14 protein-coding genes are annotated in these 16332 nt (G+C 70.3%); 11 read left to right on the forward strand and 3 right to left on the reverse strand.

The annotated features are described in order from the left end of the window. Window positions 1–483: 483 nt before the first annotated feature. Window positions 484–1419, reverse strand: coding sequence for a helix-turn-helix transcriptional regulator (locus AC067Z_RS35965; protein WP_478793890.1), 936 nt, complete (start codon window positions 1417–1419; stop codon window positions 484–486). Between the two features lie 383 nt (window positions 1420–1802). Here AC067Z_RS35965 and AC067Z_RS35970 point away from each other — a divergent pair, with 383 nt between their 5' ends. Then, window positions 1803–2120: a Rieske (2Fe-2S) protein gene (locus AC067Z_RS35970; protein ID WP_147987356.1), complete on the forward strand. Its 318-nt coding sequence runs from the start codon at window positions 1803–1805 to the stop codon at window positions 2118–2120. Between the two features lie 118 nt (window positions 2121–2238). Here the strand turns inward: AC067Z_RS35970 and AC067Z_RS35975 are convergent, their stop codons facing one another. Further along, window positions 2239–2652: a pyridoxamine 5'-phosphate oxidase family protein gene (locus AC067Z_RS35975; protein ID WP_478793853.1), complete on the reverse strand. Its 414-nt coding sequence runs from the start codon at window positions 2650–2652 to the stop codon at window positions 2239–2241. A gap of 121 nt (window positions 2653–2773) precedes the next feature. On the opposite strand from AC067Z_RS35975, the gene clpB reads away from it, so the two are divergent. Together clpB and AC067Z_RS35985 are read left to right on the forward strand one after the other, a co-directional pair. Further along, window positions 2774–5431 (forward strand): ATP-dependent chaperone ClpB, encoded by a 2658-nt coding sequence (clpB, locus tag AC067Z_RS35980; RefSeq protein ID WP_478793854.1) that lies wholly within the window; start codon window positions 2774–2776, stop codon window positions 5429–5431. Window positions 5432–5601: 170 nt separating this feature from the next. After that, entirely contained in the window at window positions 5602–6147 is a 546-nt protein-coding gene (locus AC067Z_RS35985; RefSeq protein ID WP_478793855.1) for a YbjN domain-containing protein, read from the forward strand. 57 nt (window positions 6148–6204) lie between these two features. Here AC067Z_RS35985 and AC067Z_RS35990 read toward each other — a convergent pair whose 3' ends face one another. Further along, entirely contained in the window at window positions 6205–7392 is a 1188-nt protein-coding gene (locus tag AC067Z_RS35990; protein ID WP_478793856.1) for a pyridoxal phosphate-dependent aminotransferase, read from the reverse strand. Between the two features lie 753 nt (window positions 7393–8145). Here AC067Z_RS35990 and AC067Z_RS35995 point away from each other — a divergent pair. The 8 genes from AC067Z_RS35995 (at window position 8146) to AC067Z_RS36030 (ending at window position 16270) form a co-directional block, all read left to right on the forward strand. Then, window positions 8146–8697 (forward strand): DUF2617 family protein, encoded by a 552-nt coding sequence (locus tag AC067Z_RS35995; RefSeq protein WP_478793857.1) that lies wholly within the window; start codon window positions 8146–8148, stop codon window positions 8695–8697. A 53-nt stretch (window positions 8698–8750) separates the two neighbouring features. After that, the gene (locus AC067Z_RS36000) at window positions 8751–10349 is read left to right on the forward strand and encodes a polyamine aminopropyltransferase (RefSeq protein WP_478793858.1); all 1599 of its coding nucleotides are present in this window, start codon (window positions 8751–8753) and stop codon (window positions 10347–10349) included. A gap of 80 nt (window positions 10350–10429) precedes the next feature. Next, complete coding sequence (locus AC067Z_RS36005; RefSeq protein ID WP_478793859.1) at window positions 10430–11491, forward strand: SRPBCC domain-containing protein; 1062 nt, start codon at window positions 10430–10432, stop codon at window positions 11489–11491. 22 nt (window positions 11492–11513) lie between these two features. Beyond that, on the forward strand, window positions 11514–12308 hold the full coding sequence (locus AC067Z_RS36010) for an aldose epimerase family protein (RefSeq protein WP_478793860.1): 795 nt from the start codon (window positions 11514–11516) through the stop codon (window positions 12306–12308). 44 nt (window positions 12309–12352) lie between these two features. After that, window positions 12353–12892 (forward strand): orotate phosphoribosyltransferase, encoded by a 540-nt coding sequence (pyrE, locus tag AC067Z_RS36015; RefSeq protein ID WP_478793861.1) that lies wholly within the window; start codon window positions 12353–12355, stop codon window positions 12890–12892. 187 nt (window positions 12893–13079) lie between these two features. Continuing rightward, window positions 13080–14102, forward strand: coding sequence for a class II fructose-bisphosphate aldolase (gene fbaA / locus AC067Z_RS36020; protein WP_478793862.1), 1023 nt, complete (start codon window positions 13080–13082; stop codon window positions 14100–14102). A gap of 123 nt (window positions 14103–14225) precedes the next feature. Beyond that, window positions 14226–15776 (forward strand): MFS transporter, encoded by a 1551-nt coding sequence (locus AC067Z_RS36025; protein ID WP_478793863.1) that lies wholly within the window; start codon window positions 14226–14228, stop codon window positions 15774–15776. An 80-nt stretch (window positions 15777–15856) separates the two neighbouring features. Continuing rightward, a complete protein-coding gene (locus tag AC067Z_RS36030) occupies window positions 15857–16270 on the forward strand; it encodes a DUF3151 domain-containing protein (protein ID WP_478793864.1) in 414 nt (137 codons plus the stop codon). Window positions 16271–16332 lie beyond the last annotated feature (62 nt).

The following is a 16332-nucleotide window of genomic DNA, read 5'->3' on the forward strand; positions in this document are numbered from 1 at the left end:
GGACCCTGAACGACCTCCCGGAACGCATGCTCCTGTTCGACCGCTCCATCGCGTTCATCCCGGCGAGCAGCGACCGGCACGTCGCCCTGGAGCTGAGGCAGCCAGCCTTGATCGCCCATCTGGCATCCGTCTTCGAGTGGTTCTGGCACCGAGCATTGCCGATGTACGGTGCTGCGCCGATGCCGGCCTCGACGGGCGTCTCGGAGCGCCAGCATTCGATCGCGCGGCTGCTGGCGGAGGGGCACACCGACGAGGTCGTGGCCCGTCGTCTGGGGATCAGTGTGCGGACGTGCCGCAAGCACGTGGCCCTTCTTGCAGGAGGCCTTCGGGTCCACGAGCCGGGTACAGCTTGGGGTGTGCATCGCCCGGTCCGGGGTGCTCGACACGCCCGGGCACCCCGGCTCCACTTGATGCAGTGCAGCAAGATGGCGGTAGTAACCGCGCCCTCTCGCAGGCATCGAGTGATGTACGGGTCGCGGGCACTCAGTCTTTCTCGTCCAGGATCCCCGACTGTGCGATGAGGTACCCGAGTTGCGCACGACTTCCGCTTCCCAACGTGGCGTTCAGCTTGGCGATATGGGCTCGACACGTACGGACGTTCATGCCCAGTCGTCGGGCGATCGCTTCGTCGACCTGACCCTCGACGAGGAGCCTTGCGATCGAGCGCTGTACACCTGTAACGCCGTTGGAAGAGGGCGAGTAAGGCAACTGCTCGGTGAGCGGGGTGGCACGCCGCCAGAGCTGTTCAAAGACTTGGGCCAGGTAGTCCACCAAGCCGGGGTGGCGCAGCTCCAATGCGATCCGGCGGTCCGAGCGGGCAGGGATGTACGCCACGGTACGGTCGAAGATGATCAAGCGCTCGATCAGTTCTTCGAGCGTGCGGATCTCGACTTTGCCCTCGGCGAGTCGCTCGGCATAGGCGAGGGTGCCCTGACTGTGCCGCACCGTGTGCTGATACAACGTGCGGATGCTGATGCCGCGTTCGACAACGGCCTTCCCGCGCTCCAGCGCCTCGCTCAGCACGTGTTCGCTGCGTCCCCCGCCGGGTTGGACGGTCAGGACTTCCGTGTGGCATTCCATGGTCGCCAGGTCGAGCGCCGCGTTGATGCGACTGACGCCCTCCAGCACAGTGATGGCGTGCGTCGTCGAAGGGTCCTGCGCACTGATATTCATGAACGGCTCGAACGAGTCGGTCAGTTCGACGGTGAGATGCCGCCGCTCCTGGATCTCTCGCTCGATGGGTTGGAGGCGCTGCGCGAGAGCTGCAGACGGTGGAACGGGACGAAGCCAGTCCGGGTCGTCAGGATCCGGGTGCAGAAGTGCGAAGTCCATCAGGCAGGGAGCGACCGCCGCTTCGGCGCGGGTCACGCGGCCCGAGCGCAGCGCACTGGCGTAAAGACGTCTTCCCGCCTCGCACATATCGGTTACGCCATGGGGATGCGCCCGTTTTGTGTTTTCTATGCTCAAATCTCCACCCCCCAGGGTCCTGAACGTGCAAGAACATGATGCATCGGTTCTGTGGCATTCGTGTCCTTGGGTGAGGCATCGTCGAAAGGGCGGGGGAGAGGAATCCATCAAGTGAGGACGAAGCTGAGTATGTACAGGAGAATGCTTCGCTCGGTGCTTGTCACGACCTTCTCCGCGGCTGTGATCTACGGCGGGGTAGCCGCCGGTGACATCGGGTGGGACACCGCACCGGCAGGGATGGCTACCGCCACCAGCACAATGGCGGGCGGGGACATCGGTTGGGACATCGCGCCGTCTCGTGCAGATTCGCGCCCTTCGAAGACGGGTTCAGACGCATGACCATCCCCCCGGACGACAGGGTCTTCCGACGCGAGATGGCGACCGCTTACCGCTCCGGGTGGCACTTCATCGACCTCGTCACGGCGATCCCGCACCGTGGCGACTCGTTGATGGTCACCCTGTTCGGCGAGCCGATCGTCGTCGCCCGCGAGGAGGACGAGGACGTCCGTGCTTACCGGTGCCTTCGTCGGCCGCGAGGTGCGCCGCAGCCAGTTCGCTGTGCCATCAGGTACGGCATGATTTTTGTCAATCTCGACGCGCGTGATCACCAGCTCGTCGAGTCCGACACCACCGCCACCCCCCGCAGTGCCTGAGCGATTCCCCCGTCGTTTCAAATCGCTCAGGTGCTTCCCCCACACAACGGCGCCATCGTGGACCTGAAACACGATGGCGCCGTTGTGCTGCCCGGACACAGTCCGGGCCCGCCGGGTGCTACGCCCTGCCCATCGCCCTGGTGAGCGCGATCTCGATGACGACCCGGTCCGGATTAGGCGTCGGGGTGCGGCCGTAGCGGTCCGCGTAGCGGCTCACCGCGTCGGCGACCGTCTCGGCCTCCGTGCGGATCGTCGCCACGCCCTCCAGCGTCGCCCAGCGGCCCTTGTCCACCTGGCAGACCGCCACCCGTGCGCCCTCCGGGCCGGCGGCCAGGACGTTGGCGACCTTGCGGCTGTGCTTGTTGGTGATCACCCGGGCCAGCCCGCGCGCCCCGCCCTCGGGGTCGTACGTCACCCCCACCGCCACCACGTGCGGAGTGCCGTCCGGGCGCGGTGTCGTCAGCGTGCACATGTGATAGTCGCGCCAGAAGCTGAGATATGACGGGTCGGGGTTGCGTGGGTCGATGGCCATGGGGCGGAAACTACCTCCGCGTTTCGCCCGAGGCACACCCTGAGTGGAATAGACTCAACTTTGTGCACGCTGACTGAGTCAGTGTTGGGGAAGAGCCCATCAGCAAGGAGGAGAAGCGCACGTGGACGCCGAGCTGACCAACAAGAGCCGTGACGCGATCAACGCGGCGAGCAACCGGGCCGTGCAGGACGGCCACGCCGATCTGACCCCGGCACATCTGCTGCTCGCGCTCCTGGCGGGCCGGGAGAACGAGAACATCACCGACCTCCTGGCCGCCGTCGACGCCGACCAGGCCGCCGTGCGCTCCGGGGCCGAACGGATCCTCGCCTCGCTGCCCAGCGTCACCGGCTCCACCGTCGCGCCGCCCGCCCCCAACCGGGAGCTGCTGGCCGTCATCGCGAACGCCGACCGGCGGGCCAAGGAGCTGGGCGACGACTATGTCTCCACCGAGCATCTCCTCATCGGCATCGCCGACAAGGGCGGACCGAGCGGTGAGGTGCTCGACGGTCAGGGAGCCACGGCGAAAAAGCTGCTGGACGCGTTCGAGAAGGCAAGAGGAGGGCGCCGGGTGACCACACCCGACCCCGAGGGTCAGTACAAGGCGCTGGAGAAGTTCGGCACGGACTTCACCGCGGCCGCCCGCGAGGGCAAGCTCGACCCGGTCATCGGCCGGGACCAGGAGATCCGCCGCGTCGTCCAGGTGCTGTCGCGGCGCACGAAGAACAACCCCGTGCTCATCGGCGAGCCCGGCGTCGGCAAGACCGCCGTCGTCGAGGGGCTCGCCCAGCGCATCGTCAAGGGCGACGTCCCCGAGTCGCTGCGCAACAAGCGGCTCGTCGCGCTCGACCTCGGCGCCATGGTCGCGGGCGCGAAGTACCGCGGTGAGTTCGAGGAGCGGCTGAAGACCGTCCTGTCCGAGATCAAGGACAGCGACGGCCAGATCATCACCTTCATCGACGAGCTGCACACCGTCGTCGGCGCGGGCGCCGGCGGCGACTCGGCGATGGACGCGGGCAACATGCTCAAGCCGATGCTGGCCCGCGGCGAACTGCGGATGGTCGGCGCGACCACGCTCGACGAGTACCGCGAGCGGATCGAGAAGGACGCCGCCCTGGAGCGCCGCTTCCAGCAGGTGCTGGTCGCCGAGCCGACGGTCGAGGACACCGTCGCCATCCTGCGCGGGCTCAAGGGCCGCTACGAGGCCCACCACAAGGTGCAGATCAACGACTCCGCGCTGGTGGCCGCGGCCACCCTCTCCGACCGGTACATCACCTCTCGTTTCCTGCCCGACAAGGCCATCGACCTCGTCGACGAGGCCGCGTCCCGGCTGCGTATGGAGATCGACTCCTCGCCCGTCGAGATCGACGAACTGCAGCGCGCGGTCGACCGGCTGCGCATGGAGGAGCTGGCGCTCAAGAACGAGTCCGATCCCGCCTCCAAGCAGCGCCTGGAGAAGCTGCGCCGCGACCTCGCCGACAAGGAGGAGGACCTGCGCGGCCTGACCGCCCGCTGGGAGAAGGAGAAGCAGGGCCTCAACCGCGTCGGTGAGCTGAAGGAACGCCTCGACGACCTGCGCGGCCAGGCGGAGCGCGCCCAGCGCGACGGCGACTTCGACACCGCCTCCAAGCTGCTCTACGGCGAGATCCCCGGCCTGGAGCGCGAGCTGGAGGAGGCCGCGGAGGCCGAGCAGGAGGCGTCGAAGGACACCATGGTCAAGGAGGAGGTCGGCCCGGACGACATCGCGGACGTGGTCGGCTCCTGGACCGGGATCCCGGCGGGCCGGCTGCTGGAGGGCGAGACACAGAAACTGCTGCGCATGGAGCAGGAACTGGGCAGGCGGCTGATCGGGCAGTCCGAGGCCGTGCAGGCGGTCTCCGACGCGGTCCGGCGCACCCGGGCCGGCATCGCCGACCCCGACCGGCCCACCGGTTCCTTCCTCTTCCTCGGCCCCACCGGTGTCGGCAAGACCGAGCTGGCGAAGGCCCTCGCGGACTTCCTCTTCGACGACGAGCGGGCAATGGTCCGCATCGACATGAGCGAGTACGGCGAGAAGCACACCGTCGCCCGCCTGGTCGGCGCACCGCCCGGCTACGTCGGCTACGAGGAGGGCGGCCAGCTCACCGAGGCCGTGCGCCGCAGGCCGTACAGCGTGGTGCTGCTGGACGAGGTGGAGAAGGCGCACCCCGAGGTCTTCGACATCCTGCTGCAGGTTCTCGACGACGGGCGGCTCACCGACGGCCAGGGCCGGACGGTGGACTTCCGCAACACCATCCTGATCCTGACCTCCAACCTGGGCAGCCAGTACCTGGTCGAGCCGCTGACCGGCGCGGAGGAGAAGAAGCAGCAGGTGCTGGAAGTGGTGCGGGCCTCCTTCAAGCCGGAGTTCCTCAACCGCCTCGACGACCTGGTGGTCTTCTCGGCCCTGTCCGAGGACGAGCTGGCGCGCATCGCGGAGCTCCAGATCGGCCGTCTGGCGAAGCGGCTGGCGGACCGCCGCCTGACGCTGGACGTCACGCCGGGGGCCCTGGCCTGGCTCGCCGACGAGGGCAACGATCCCGCGTACGGCGCGCGGCCGCTGCGCCGGCTGATCCAGACGGCGATCGGCGACCGCCTTGCGAAGGAGATCCTCGCCGGAGAGGTCAAGGACGGCGACACGGTCCGGGTGGACCGCTTCGGGGACGGCCTGATCGTCGGTGCCGCCACGGAAGGCGCAGCCACGGAAACCGTCGCCACGGAAGGCGCCGACGAGGGCGGGCAGGGCCCGGCGAAGACGCTCTGACCCGAACGCCCGGACCCGGGCCCGGTGGCGTACCGGGGCCGGGTCCGGGCGTGGGCGGGCCGGTACGGCCGGAACCTTGTCAGCTCGCAGCGGATCGCCGGTGGCAGGGCTTGCCACGGCCCCGCCGGGATGGGGGAGGATGGCAGGAACCGTACGAAGGGAAATACACGGTGACCATCGATCCGTCCTCGATTCCGAACTTCGGGGGCCAGCCCCAGCCTCAGGCCGCAGGACCGGCGGGCCCCGTCGTTCCCGACCAGGACCTCGTCAAGCAGCTCCTCGAGCAGATGGAGCTGAAGTACGTCGTCGACGACGAGGGCGACCTTGCGGCGCCGTGGGAGGAATTCCGCACGTACTTCATGTTCCGCGGCGAGAACGAGCAGCAGGTCTTCTCGGTGCGGACCTTCTACGACCGGCCGCACGCCGTCGAGGACAAGGCCAAGATCCTCGACGCGATCGACGACTGGAACCGCCGCACCCTGTGGCCCAAGGTCTACACGCACCTGCACGACGACGAGGAGGGCGCCGAGCCGTCGCTCCGCCTCATCGGCGAGGCGCAGATGCTGATCGGCACCGGCGTCAGCCTGGAGCACTTCGTGTCGTCCACGGTCAGCTGGGTGCGCGCGTCGATCGAGTTCGACCGCTTCATCGTGGAGCAGTTCGACCTGGAGAAGGCCGACGAGAACGCCGACGAGAAGCCGGCCGACGACGCCTGACGTGTCCCGCGCCGACAAGGCCCGGTGGGGGTGTCCCCCGCCGGGCCTTCGTGTCGTTCAGGACGCCAGGGACTTGAGCCGTCCGACCGCGTCGGCCAGCACCTCGGCCCTCTTGCAGAACGCGAACCGCACGAACGGCGCGCCCTGCGCCCGGTGGTCGTAGAAGACCGCGTTCGGAATCGCGACCACCCCGCAGCGCTCCGGCAGCGCACGGCAGAAGGCGAAGCCGTCGCTCTCGCCGAGCGGGCGGATGTCCGTGGTCACGAAGTACGTGCCGGCCGGGCGGTACACCGTGAAGCCGGCCGCCGCGAGTCCCTCGCTCAGCAGGTCGCGCTTGGCCCGCAGGTCGGCGCGCAGATTCTCGAAGTACGTTTCCGGGAGCCGCAGGGCCTCGGCGACCGCGTACTGGAAGGGGCCCGCCGAGACGTAGGTCAGGAACTGCTTCGCCGAGCGGACCGCGCTCACCAGGGCGGGAGCCGCCGTCACCCAGCCGACCTTCCAGCCCGTGAACGAAAATGTCTTTCCGGCGCTCGAGATCGTGACCGTACGCTCCCGCATGCCCGGGAACGACGCCAGCGGCACATGCTCCCCGTCGAAGACCAGATGCTCGTACACCTCGTCGGTGATCACCAGCAGATCGCGCTCGACGGCGAGCGCCGCGATCGCGGCGAGCTCGTCGCGGGACAGCACCGTGCCGGTCGGGTTGTGCGGGGTGTTGAGCAGGATCAGCCGCGTGCGGCTGGTGACCGCGTCGCGCAGTTCGTCGAGGTCGAGGCGGTAGGCGCCCTCGTGGGGACGCAGGGTCACCGGTACGCGCACCCCGCCTGCCATCGCGATACAGGCAGCGTACGAGTCGTAGTACGGCTCCAGAGCGATCACCTCGTCGCCCGGCTCCACGAGCGCGAGCAGGGAGGCGGCGATCGCCTCGGTCGCCCCGGCGGTGACCAGGACCTCGGTGTCCGGATCGTGCGCGAGGCCGTAGCGGGCGAGCTGGTGCTCCGCGACGGCCGTGCGCAGCTCGGGGACGCCGGGGCCCGGCGGGTACTGGTTGCCGCGGCCGTCGCGCAGCGCCCGGACCGCCGCCTCCCTGACCTCCTCGGGGCCGTCGGTGTCGGGGAAGCCCTGGCCGAGGTTGATCGATCCGGTCCGCGCGGCGAGCGCGGACATCTCGGCGAAGATCGTGGTGCCGAACTCGGCCAGCCTGCGGTTCAGCAGCGGTCGTGCTCCCGCTTCGGGTCCTGTCATGGTCGCCATCCTGGGCCGAACCTCTGGACTTGCTCAAGTCTGCTTTGGGTCCGTGGGCGCGAGGGCATTTCCTTGTCACGCAACGAGGCGTCCAGCAGGAAGCGGTCGCGCAGCGTCGCGGGGGCTCGCTTCGGGGGAACGAGGAAGACGGTGATCGGCATGTTCGGTGCAGGGATTTTCGAGATTCTTCTCATCGGCCTGGTGTTCTTCGCGGTCGTCGCGGTGGTGGCATCGATCGGCAGGAGCAGGTCCAGGGCCGGCAGGGGGCACCGCAGCGGAGCGGGTGGTGGCAGCGGCAGCGGCAGCTGGTGGGCCGGTGACGGGGGCAGCTCCTCGTCCTGCGGAGGATCCTCATCGTGCGGGAGCAGCTCCTCGTCCTGCGGTGGTGGGGGCGGTTGTGGCGGAGGCAGCTGACACGGGGCAGCTGGTCCGCGGCAGGTGAAGGTGCCCGGTGGGAGAACTCCCGCCGGGTGCCTTTCTGTTGGTGGACCGTCCTTCGTGCCCCCGACGACTGTTCTTCGTTGAACAGATGAACCGGTGGGCCCCCTAGGGGATGGAAACCATGCCAACTTGGGTAAAAACACTGTGGACGCCGCTTAGTTCGTGATTCCCTCGTTGAGGAACCTGACGGTTCCATCCAGCCCTCGGATTTCCAGCGGACCCGAGCAGGCCACCCCCCAAGTCGTGCGCCCCGTTTCCGGGGCGCCTGGTCCACGTGTCCACCCCGCCGAAGCGCGCTTGCGGAGCCGACCCATGCTCACGATCATCGATACCGCCTACACCGACACCCGTGCCGACGACCTCGCCTGGGCTCTCGGCCGGGAGCCGCTGCCCGCACTGGCCGTGCTCGATCTCGAACTGTCCGGGGCAAGGCTCCAAATGCGGCTGCTCGGCGCGTCCCACCAGGTGCTGCTCGAACAGGAACAGGGTTCCTGTTCGGAGACCGTCGCCTGCATCCCGGGCAGCAGTACGCCGCTGCCGCTGGGCGTGGCCAAGCGGCTCGGGAACTGGGAGTACGAGTTCGCCGCACGGGTGGAGACACTGTCGCGCCAGTCTTTCGCCGGACGGGCGCAGGAGTTGCTCGCACTCGTGGCCGACCATCCCGACGGCCTCGCCGGCACCTTCCCCGGTTCCCCGCACGCCTTCACCGCGATGCTCGCCCAGCGCGGCGACGGCCAGGTGCGGTGGCGCACCTGGCACGCGTATCCCCAGGAGGGACGGCTCGTCGTCACCCGCACGCGGGTCGGCGTACTGCCCCAGGGGGCTCGGGGCGCGGAGCGGCGCCCCCAGCCTGCCTCGCTGTAGTCAACTCGTATGGGCGACATGGCGTCGGCCGTTCGTGACGTAGCGTTACCCGGATGATCGACCGGCCCCGGACGTCTCCGCCGCCGGATGTGGTGCTGCTGCCCGTGCGTCCCGAGGCCGGCCGCTTCCTCGTCCTGGCCGCGGTCTTCATCTGCGCCGCCTGCGGACTCGTGTACGAACTGGAACTGGTCGCCCTCGCCTCGTACCTGACCGGCGACTCCGTCACCCAGGCGTCCGTCGTGCTGTCCGTCATGGTCTTCGCGATGGGCGTCGGTTCACTGCTCGCCAAACGGCTGCGCTGTCACGCCGCCATCGGCTTCGGAGTGCTGGAGGCGTTGCTCGCGCTCGTCGGCGGCAGCTCGGCGATGGCGCTGTACGCGGCCTTCGCCTGGATGGGCGGTTCCCGAGTCGTCCTCGTCGTGTTCTCGCTGGCCATCGGCGTGCTCATCGGTGCGGAGATACCCCTGCTGATGTCCCTGATCCAGCGCATCTCGCGAAGGGACGCGGACGGCACGGTCGCCGATCTGTTCGCCGCCGACTACGTGGGCGCGCTCGTCGGCGGGCTCGCGTTCCCGTTCCTGCTGCTGCCCTGGTTCGGCGAGCTGACGGGCGCGCTGGTGACCGGAGCCGTCAACGCGGTCGCGGGCGGGGCGCTCGTGCTGTGGCTTTTCCGCTGGGACATGACGGCGCGCTGGCGCGTGCGGCTGCTCGTCCTCAATGGCGTGGTGCTCGCCCTTCTCGCCCTCGCGACCGCGCTCGTCGGCGACTTCGAGCAGGCCGCCCGGCGGGCGATCTACGGCGACCATGTGCGGGTCGCCCTGCACACCGGTGTGCAGGAGGTCGTGCTCACGGGCAGGCCGTCCGAGGCGCCCGATCTCTTCATCGACGGGCGGCTGAAGGTGCGCGGCCGGGACGAGCACCGCTACCACGAGGCACTCGTCCACCCGGCGATGAACGGGCCGCACGCGCGGGTGCTGATCCTCGGCGGTGGCGACGGCCTCGCCGCACGCGAGGTGCTGAAGTACGGGGACGTCGCCTCGGTGACCGTCGTCGACCTGGACGAGGGCCTGGTCCGGCTGGCCCGCACGGACCCGGCGCTCACCGCGCTGAACGGCCGCGTCCACGACGACCCGCGGCTCCGCACCGTCGCGGGGGACGCCTTCTCCTGGCTGCGCCGCGAGGCACACCGCGGTCGCTACGACGTGATCGTCTCCGACCTGCCCGACCCGGGAATCACGGCGAGCACCAAGCTGTACTCCCAGGAGTTCTACGGCCTCACCCGGCGGGTCCTCGCGCCGGGCGGCCGGCTCGTCGTCCACGCGGGGCCCGCGGCCGCCAGGCCGCGCACGTACTGGACGGTCGACGCGACATTGCGGTCCGCCGGCTATGCGACCGCCGCGTACCGCGAGGGCGGCACAGGCGCCGGGAGCAGCGGAGCCGACCGCTTCCCGGGCAGTGCGGCGGCTGCGAACGACTGGGGGTTCCTGCTCGGTGCGGTGGAGGGTGCCCCGCCCCTCGGGCTGGACGACGGCGCCCCGCGGCTGCGGTCGCCGCTCGCGGGCTCGCTCGACGCGTACGGACACGCGGCCGAGCGCGCCCGGCCGGCGGAGCTGGAGCCGTCGACGCTGGTGCGTCCGCGCTACTCCCACTGAGGGGCACTGGTGCGTCCGGCCGGACCGCACGGCGTACGAAAGGCAGACGTGAGGGGTCTCTCTGAGTAGGCTCGGCTCCTATGGAGCATGAGGTGTTCGTACCGGTTCCGGCTGAGACCCTCCGACAGGCGCTGCGGGACCCCGCCCGGGTCGCCCGCTGCGTGCCGGGGCTCCAACGGGACGCGGACGCGGCCGCCGGGCCGCTGTCCGGAAGACTCAAGGTCCGTGTCGGCAGCCACACGATCACCTACCGAGGCGCCCTGCGTCTGGTGGAGCAGGCGCGTGTCTTCGGCATCGAGGGCGAGGGCGTGGAGGCACGCGGCGGCGGCTCGGTGAAGATCACGCTGACGATCCGACCGGAACCGACCGACGGCGGCACGACGCTGACGTTCAGCGGCTCGTCGATGGTGGAGGGGCGCCTGGCGGACATCGCTGCCGACACACGGATGCTGACGGGGCACCGACTGCTGGACCGCTTCGCCGAAGCACTTGCGGCCGCGGCGTTCGACGACGCTGCCGACGCGGGCCGGGCGGCGGACGGTGCCGACGCGGGCCGTGCGGCGGACGCGGGCCGCGCGGCGGACGCGGCCGACGTTCCCGATGCGGCCGGCACGGCCTCCGTGGAGCGGGACGACGCTCCCGCCCCCGCCCAGGCCGCCGAAGCCGCCGACACCACTCCGTCCGCCGAAGCCGCCGACACCGCTCCGTCCGCCGACACCGCCCCGTCCGCGTCCGATGCCCGTGTCTCCGACGACAGCGCGCCCTCCGTCTTCGACGCGCCCGTGCCGCCGCCGTCCCTCGGCCCCGATGCCGAGGACGCGTTCGACGACCTCGACGAGGCGGACGATGTGGACGAGGTCGGCGACGCCAGCGACGTCGAGGGGCTGGGCGACCCCGACGGCCCGCCTGAGCTCTCGGACATGCCGGCGGAACCTGCAGCCGAGGCCGCGCACGCCCGCCGGACGATGATCGGCCGCAGCGCCGAGGAGGTGGACCACGCGCCGCCGCGCGGCCGCTACGCGCCCACCCCCGCGGCGGAGGGAGCCGGTAACGGCGACACCCTGCGATGGGTCGCCCCTGCGGCGGCGTTCGTCCTCGCCTCGGCCGTCGTCCTCGGCCGGGCGCTGCGCCGCCGAAGGTAGGCAAAGGCTCTAATGTCGTCGTGTGAGTAGCGAAGAGAGCATCCGGCTCACCGCCGGGGACGTCGAGTTGACCGTGCATCCGGAGAACGGCTGCCGCATCGGGAGCCTGCGCGTCGGCGGCACCGAACTGCTGCGGCAGGGCGATCGGTACGGCGCGTTCCCCATGGTCCCCTGGTGCGGCCGCACGAAGGACGGCCGGTTCCGCAACGGGGACGTCGTGCATCAACTCCCGCTCAACGCAGCGCCGCACGCCATCCATGGCACCGGGCGCGACAACGCCTGGCGCACCGTCAAGGCAGGGGAGCGCGAAGCGGCCTGCACGTACGACCTCGCCGAGCCCTGGCCGTACACCGGGCGGGTCACGCAGACGTTCGAGCTGACGGAGGATTCGCTGACCGTTGCGCTGGGCGTCGAGACGTACGGGACGTCGTTCCCGGCCCAGGCCGGCTGGCACCCGTGGTTCCTCCGCAATACGGGCGGCGGCGAGGACGTGCGGATCGACTTCACCCCCGCCTGGCAGGAGGAGCGCGGTGAGGACCATCTGCCGACCGGACGGCGTATCGATCCGGTGTCCGGGCCGTGGGACGACTGCTTCGGTATGCCGGACGGCGTCCTGGTCACCCTGACCTGGCCGGGGCAGCTGGAGCTGACGGTCGCGAGCCGCGCCGAGTGGGTCGTGATCTACGACGAGCAGGCCGAGGCGGTCTGTGTGGAGCCGCAATCGGGTCCCCCGAACGGCCTCAACACCCATCCCGAACTGGTCACTCCCATCGAACCGCTGGAGATCGCGACCACCTGGACCTGGCGACGGCTCTGAGCCGACGGCGTCCACGGGCGGGCAGCGGCTCTAAGCTGGCGGGCATGACTGACGTGCGTGCTGAGCTGTTGCAGCAGATCAAGGACAAGGCCGTGGTGCACGGCAAGGTGACCCTCTCCTCGGGCATTGAGGCCGACTGGTACATCGACCTGCGCCGGATCACGCTCGACGGCGAGGCCGCGCCGATGGTCGGCCAGGTCATGCTCGACGCCACGGCCGACCTCGACTACGACTGCGTCGGCGGACTGACGCTGGGCGCCGACCCGGTGGCCACATCGATGCTGCACGCCTCCGCCGCGCGCGGTCGGCGGCTCGACGCGTACGTCGTCCGCAAGGCCGGCAAGGCGCACGGTATGCAGCGCCGTATCGAGGGCACGGACGTGAAGGGCCGCCGCTGCCTGGTCGTCGAGGACGTCTCCACCACCGGCGGTTCCCCGCTGACCGCGGTCGAGGCGGTGCGCGAAGCCGGCGGTGTGGTCGTCGCCGTCGCGGTGATCGTCGAGCGTGGCGCCGCGCCCAAGATCGCCGAAGCGGGTCTGCCGTACGTCAACGCGTACTCGCTCGAGGAGCTCGGGCTCGCCTGATCATGGCCTGACCTGCGGATACGTCAAGGGGCGTGCTGTTTCACGTGAAACAGGACGCCCCTGCCGCATGCAGGCAAGACGGGCACTGTGGAGCCGGGCCGAGAGTCTGGAAAGATGGGCCGCGACGATGACGTCGCCCCCAGGTCAGGGCCAGCACCACTACCCGCACATCACAAGGAGCGGACACATGCCCATCGCGACTCCCGAGGTCTACAACGAGATGCTCGACCGGGCGAAGGCAGGAAAGTTTGCCTACCCGGCCATCAACGTGACCTCGTCCCAGACCCTGCACGCTGCCCTGCGTGGCTTCGCGGAGGCCGAGAGCGACGGCATCATCCAGATTTCCACCGGCGGTGCCGAGTTCCTGGGTGGCCAGCACAGCAAGGACATGGTCACCGGCGCCGTCGCCCTGGCCGAGTTCGCGCACATCGTCGCCGCGAAGTACGACGTCACCGTCGCGCTGCACACCGACCACTGCCCGAAGGACAAGCTGGACGGCTACGTCCGCCCGCTGCTCGACATCTCCGCCGAGCGGGTGAAGGCCGGCCGCAACCCGCTGTTCCAGTCCCACATGTGGGACGGCTCGGCCGAGAACCTCGCCGACAACCTGGCCATCGGTCAGGAGCTGCTGGCGCTTGCCGCCGCCGCCAAGATCATCCTCGAGGTCGAGATCACCCCGACCGGCGGCGAGGAGGACGGCGTCTCGCACGAGATCAACGACGAGCTGTACACCACGGTCGACGACGCGCTGCGCACCGCGGAGGCCCTCGGCCTGGGCGAGAAGGGCCGCTACCTGCTGGCCGCCTCGTTCGGCAACGTGCACGGCGTCTACAAGCCGGGCAACGTCGTGCTCCGTCCCGAGCTGCTGAAGGACCTGCAGCAGGGTGTCGGCGAGAAGTACGGCAAGACCTCCCCGTTCGACTTCGTCTTCCACGGTGGTTCGGGCTCGACCGCCGAGGAGATCGCCACCGCGCTGGAGAACGGCGTCGTGAAGATGAACCTCGACACCGACACCCAGTACGCCTTCACGCGTCCCGTCGCGGACCACATGTTCAAGAACTACGACGGCGTCCTGAAGGTCGACGGCGAGGTCGGCTCCAAGAAGACCTACGACCCGCGCACGTGGGGCAAGCTGGCCGAGGCCGGCATGGCCACCCGTGTCGTCGAGGCCTGTGGCGCCCTGCGCTCCACCGGCACCAAGATCAAGTAAGTACAGGCACGGGCGGCGGGCCCGGCATCCCTTCGCGGGGGTGCCGGGCCCGCGCTGTTGTGGGGAGGGGTCCGTCGGCGTCTCCGACTCGTCCGGACACGTCGTCGCTGGGATGATCCCCTTATGGCCGACCGCCCGGACGACGAGCGCGACAAGAGGGTCGACGGCACGGCCGAACGGGCCCGATCCCGGGACGACTCCGGCGCCGACCGCCGCCCAGGTGTCATCCGGCTGTCCTCGGCCACCGGCCGCTGGGTGGTTCTGACGACCGTTCTCGGCTCCGGCATGGCAATGCTGGACTCCACCGTCGTCAACGTAGCTCTGCCCCGCATGGGCGAGGACCTTGACGCCGATCTGGCCGTCCTGCAGTGGACGGTCAACGCGTACATGCTCACGCTCGCCGGGCTCATCCTGCTCGGCGGCGCGCTCGGCGACCGCTACGGCCGGCGTCGGATCTTCGTGCTCGGCGTCGTGTGGTTCGCCCTCGGCTCGCTGCTGTGCGGAATCGCGCCCAACAGCGGCGTGCTGATTGCCGCCCGTGCGCTGCAGGGAATCGGCGGCGCCCTGCTCACCCCCGGTTCGCTCGCGCTGATCCAGGCGAGCTTCCACCCCGACGACCGAGCCCGCGCGGTCGGGCTGTGGTCGGGGATGGGCGGTGTCGGCGCGGCGATCGGACCGTTCGTCGGCGGATGGCTGGTGGACGGGCCCGGCTGGCGCTGGGTGTTCCTGCTGAACGTGCCGCTGGCCGTCCTCTGTGTGCCGGTGGCGCTGCGGCACGTCCCGGAGTCCCGTGACCCGCAGGCGACGGGCCGCTTCGACGTCCTGGGCGCGGTGCTCGGCGCGGCCGCGCTCGGCCTCGTCACCTACGCGCTGATCGACGCCGCGTGGTGGGCCGGTCTCCTGGGGGCCGCGACCGGGGTCGCCTTCGTCCTTGTCGAGCACCGGCGGGCCGAGCCGATGCTGCCGCTGTCGCTGTTCCGGGTGCGCCTGTTCACCGCGGTGAACGCGGTGACGCTGTGCGTGTACGCCGCCTTCGGCGGGTTCTTCTTCCTCGTCGCACTGCAGCTCCAGGTGGTCGTCGGCTACTCGGCCCTCGGCGCTGGTACGGCGCTGCTGCCGACGACCCTGCTCATGCTCCTGCTGTCCGCGAAGTCGGGCGCGCTCGGGCAGCGGATCGGGCCGCGCATCCCGCTGACCGTCGGACCACTGCTGTGCGCGGGCGGGATGCTGATGATGCTCCGGGTGGGCGAGGACGCCTCGTACGTCCTGGACGTGCTGCCCGCGCTGCTCGTGTTGGGCATGGGCATGGTGGCCCTGGTCGCGCCGCTGACGGCGACTGTGCTGGCGTCCGTGGACACCGCGCGGGCCGGGATCGCGAGCGGGGTCAACAACGCGGCCGCCCGTGCGGCGGGCCTGCTCGCGGTCGCGGCGCTGCCGCTGCTCGCGGGCATGGGCCCGGAGGCTTACCGCTCGGCGGAGGAGTTCGGGGAGACGTTCCGGCGGGCGATCCCGATGTGTGCGGGGGTGCTGGTGCTGGGTGCGCTGGTCGCCTGGACGACGGTCCGCACCCCGGCGGACGGGGCGGCGGAGGACCACTGCCACCCGGCGTGCAGGGTCAACTGCGGGGTCGCCGCACCGCCGCTGGAGAGTCCGGGCCCCGCGCAGCGTTCCTAGGGCCTTTGGTCCGGGCGGCCGTGCCCTGCGGGTACGGGACCGGCCCCACGCGGGGGCGCGCGACCTGTGACACTTGAGGCATGTCCATCCACGAAAACCTGCTCGGGGGACCGCCCCCGACCCATCTGCCCGACGAGGTCGAGCCGCGTGAGCTGCTCGCGAGCGGGACGGCTCCCGCCGACGTCGCGGCGAAGTACCCGACCAGTTCGCTGGCCTGGGCCCGGCTCGCGGACGACGCGTACGAGAACGGCAGCGTCGTCGAGTCCTACGCGTACGCCCGCACCGGTTACCACCGCGGCCTCGATTCCCTGCGCCGCAGCGGCTGGAAGGGGCACGGCCCGGTGCCCTGGGAGCACGAGCCCAACCGCGGCTTCCTGCGGGCCCTGCACGCCCTTGCCCGCGCCGCGCAGGCGATCGGTGAGCAGGGCGAGTACGAGCGCTGCACGACGTTCCTGCGCGACTCGTCCGAGACCGCGGCGGACACCTTGGGCTGAGGCTCCGGCCTCCTCGCTCCCTGGGCCTTCTCGCTCCCCGGCCCGCGCCGTGGCCTCGGTCC

Source organism: Streptomyces sp. NPDC043812 (assembly GCF_056436245.1).

What these genes read in the sequence shown, in the direction of transcription:
- AC067Z_RS35965 (WP_478793890.1), bottom strand. Translation starts at nt 1,419, where the DNA reads ATGTGCGAGGCGGGAAGACGTCTTTACGCCAGTGCGCTGCGCTCGGGC.
- AC067Z_RS35970 (WP_147987356.1), top strand. Translation starts at nt 1,803, where the DNA reads ATGACCATCCCCCCGGACGACAGGGTCTTCCGACGCGAGATGGCGACC.
- AC067Z_RS35975 (WP_478793853.1), bottom strand. Translation starts at nt 2,652, where the DNA reads ATGGCCATCGACCCACGCAACCCCGACCCGTCATATCTCAGCTTCTGG.
- AC067Z_RS35990 (WP_478793856.1), bottom strand. Translation starts at nt 7,392, where the DNA reads ATGACAGGACCCGAAGCGGGAGCACGACCGCTGCTGAACCGCAGGCTG.
- AC067Z_RS35995 (WP_478793857.1), top strand. Translation starts at nt 8,146, where the DNA reads ATGCTCACGATCATCGATACCGCCTACACCGACACCCGTGCCGACGAC.
- AC067Z_RS36000 (WP_478793858.1), top strand. Translation starts at nt 8,751, where the DNA reads ATGATCGACCGGCCCCGGACGTCTCCGCCGCCGGATGTGGTGCTGCTG.
- AC067Z_RS36005 (WP_478793859.1), top strand. Translation starts at nt 10,430, where the DNA reads ATGGAGCATGAGGTGTTCGTACCGGTTCCGGCTGAGACCCTCCGACAG.
- pyrE (WP_478793861.1), top strand. Translation starts at nt 12,353, where the DNA reads ATGACTGACGTGCGTGCTGAGCTGTTGCAGCAGATCAAGGACAAGGCC.
- fbaA (WP_478793862.1), top strand. Translation starts at nt 13,080, where the DNA reads ATGCCCATCGCGACTCCCGAGGTCTACAACGAGATGCTCGACCGGGCG.
- AC067Z_RS36025 (WP_478793863.1), top strand. Translation starts at nt 14,226, where the DNA reads ATGGCCGACCGCCCGGACGACGAGCGCGACAAGAGGGTCGACGGCACG.
- AC067Z_RS36030 (WP_478793864.1), top strand. Translation starts at nt 15,857, where the DNA reads ATGTCCATCCACGAAAACCTGCTCGGGGGACCGCCCCCGACCCATCTG.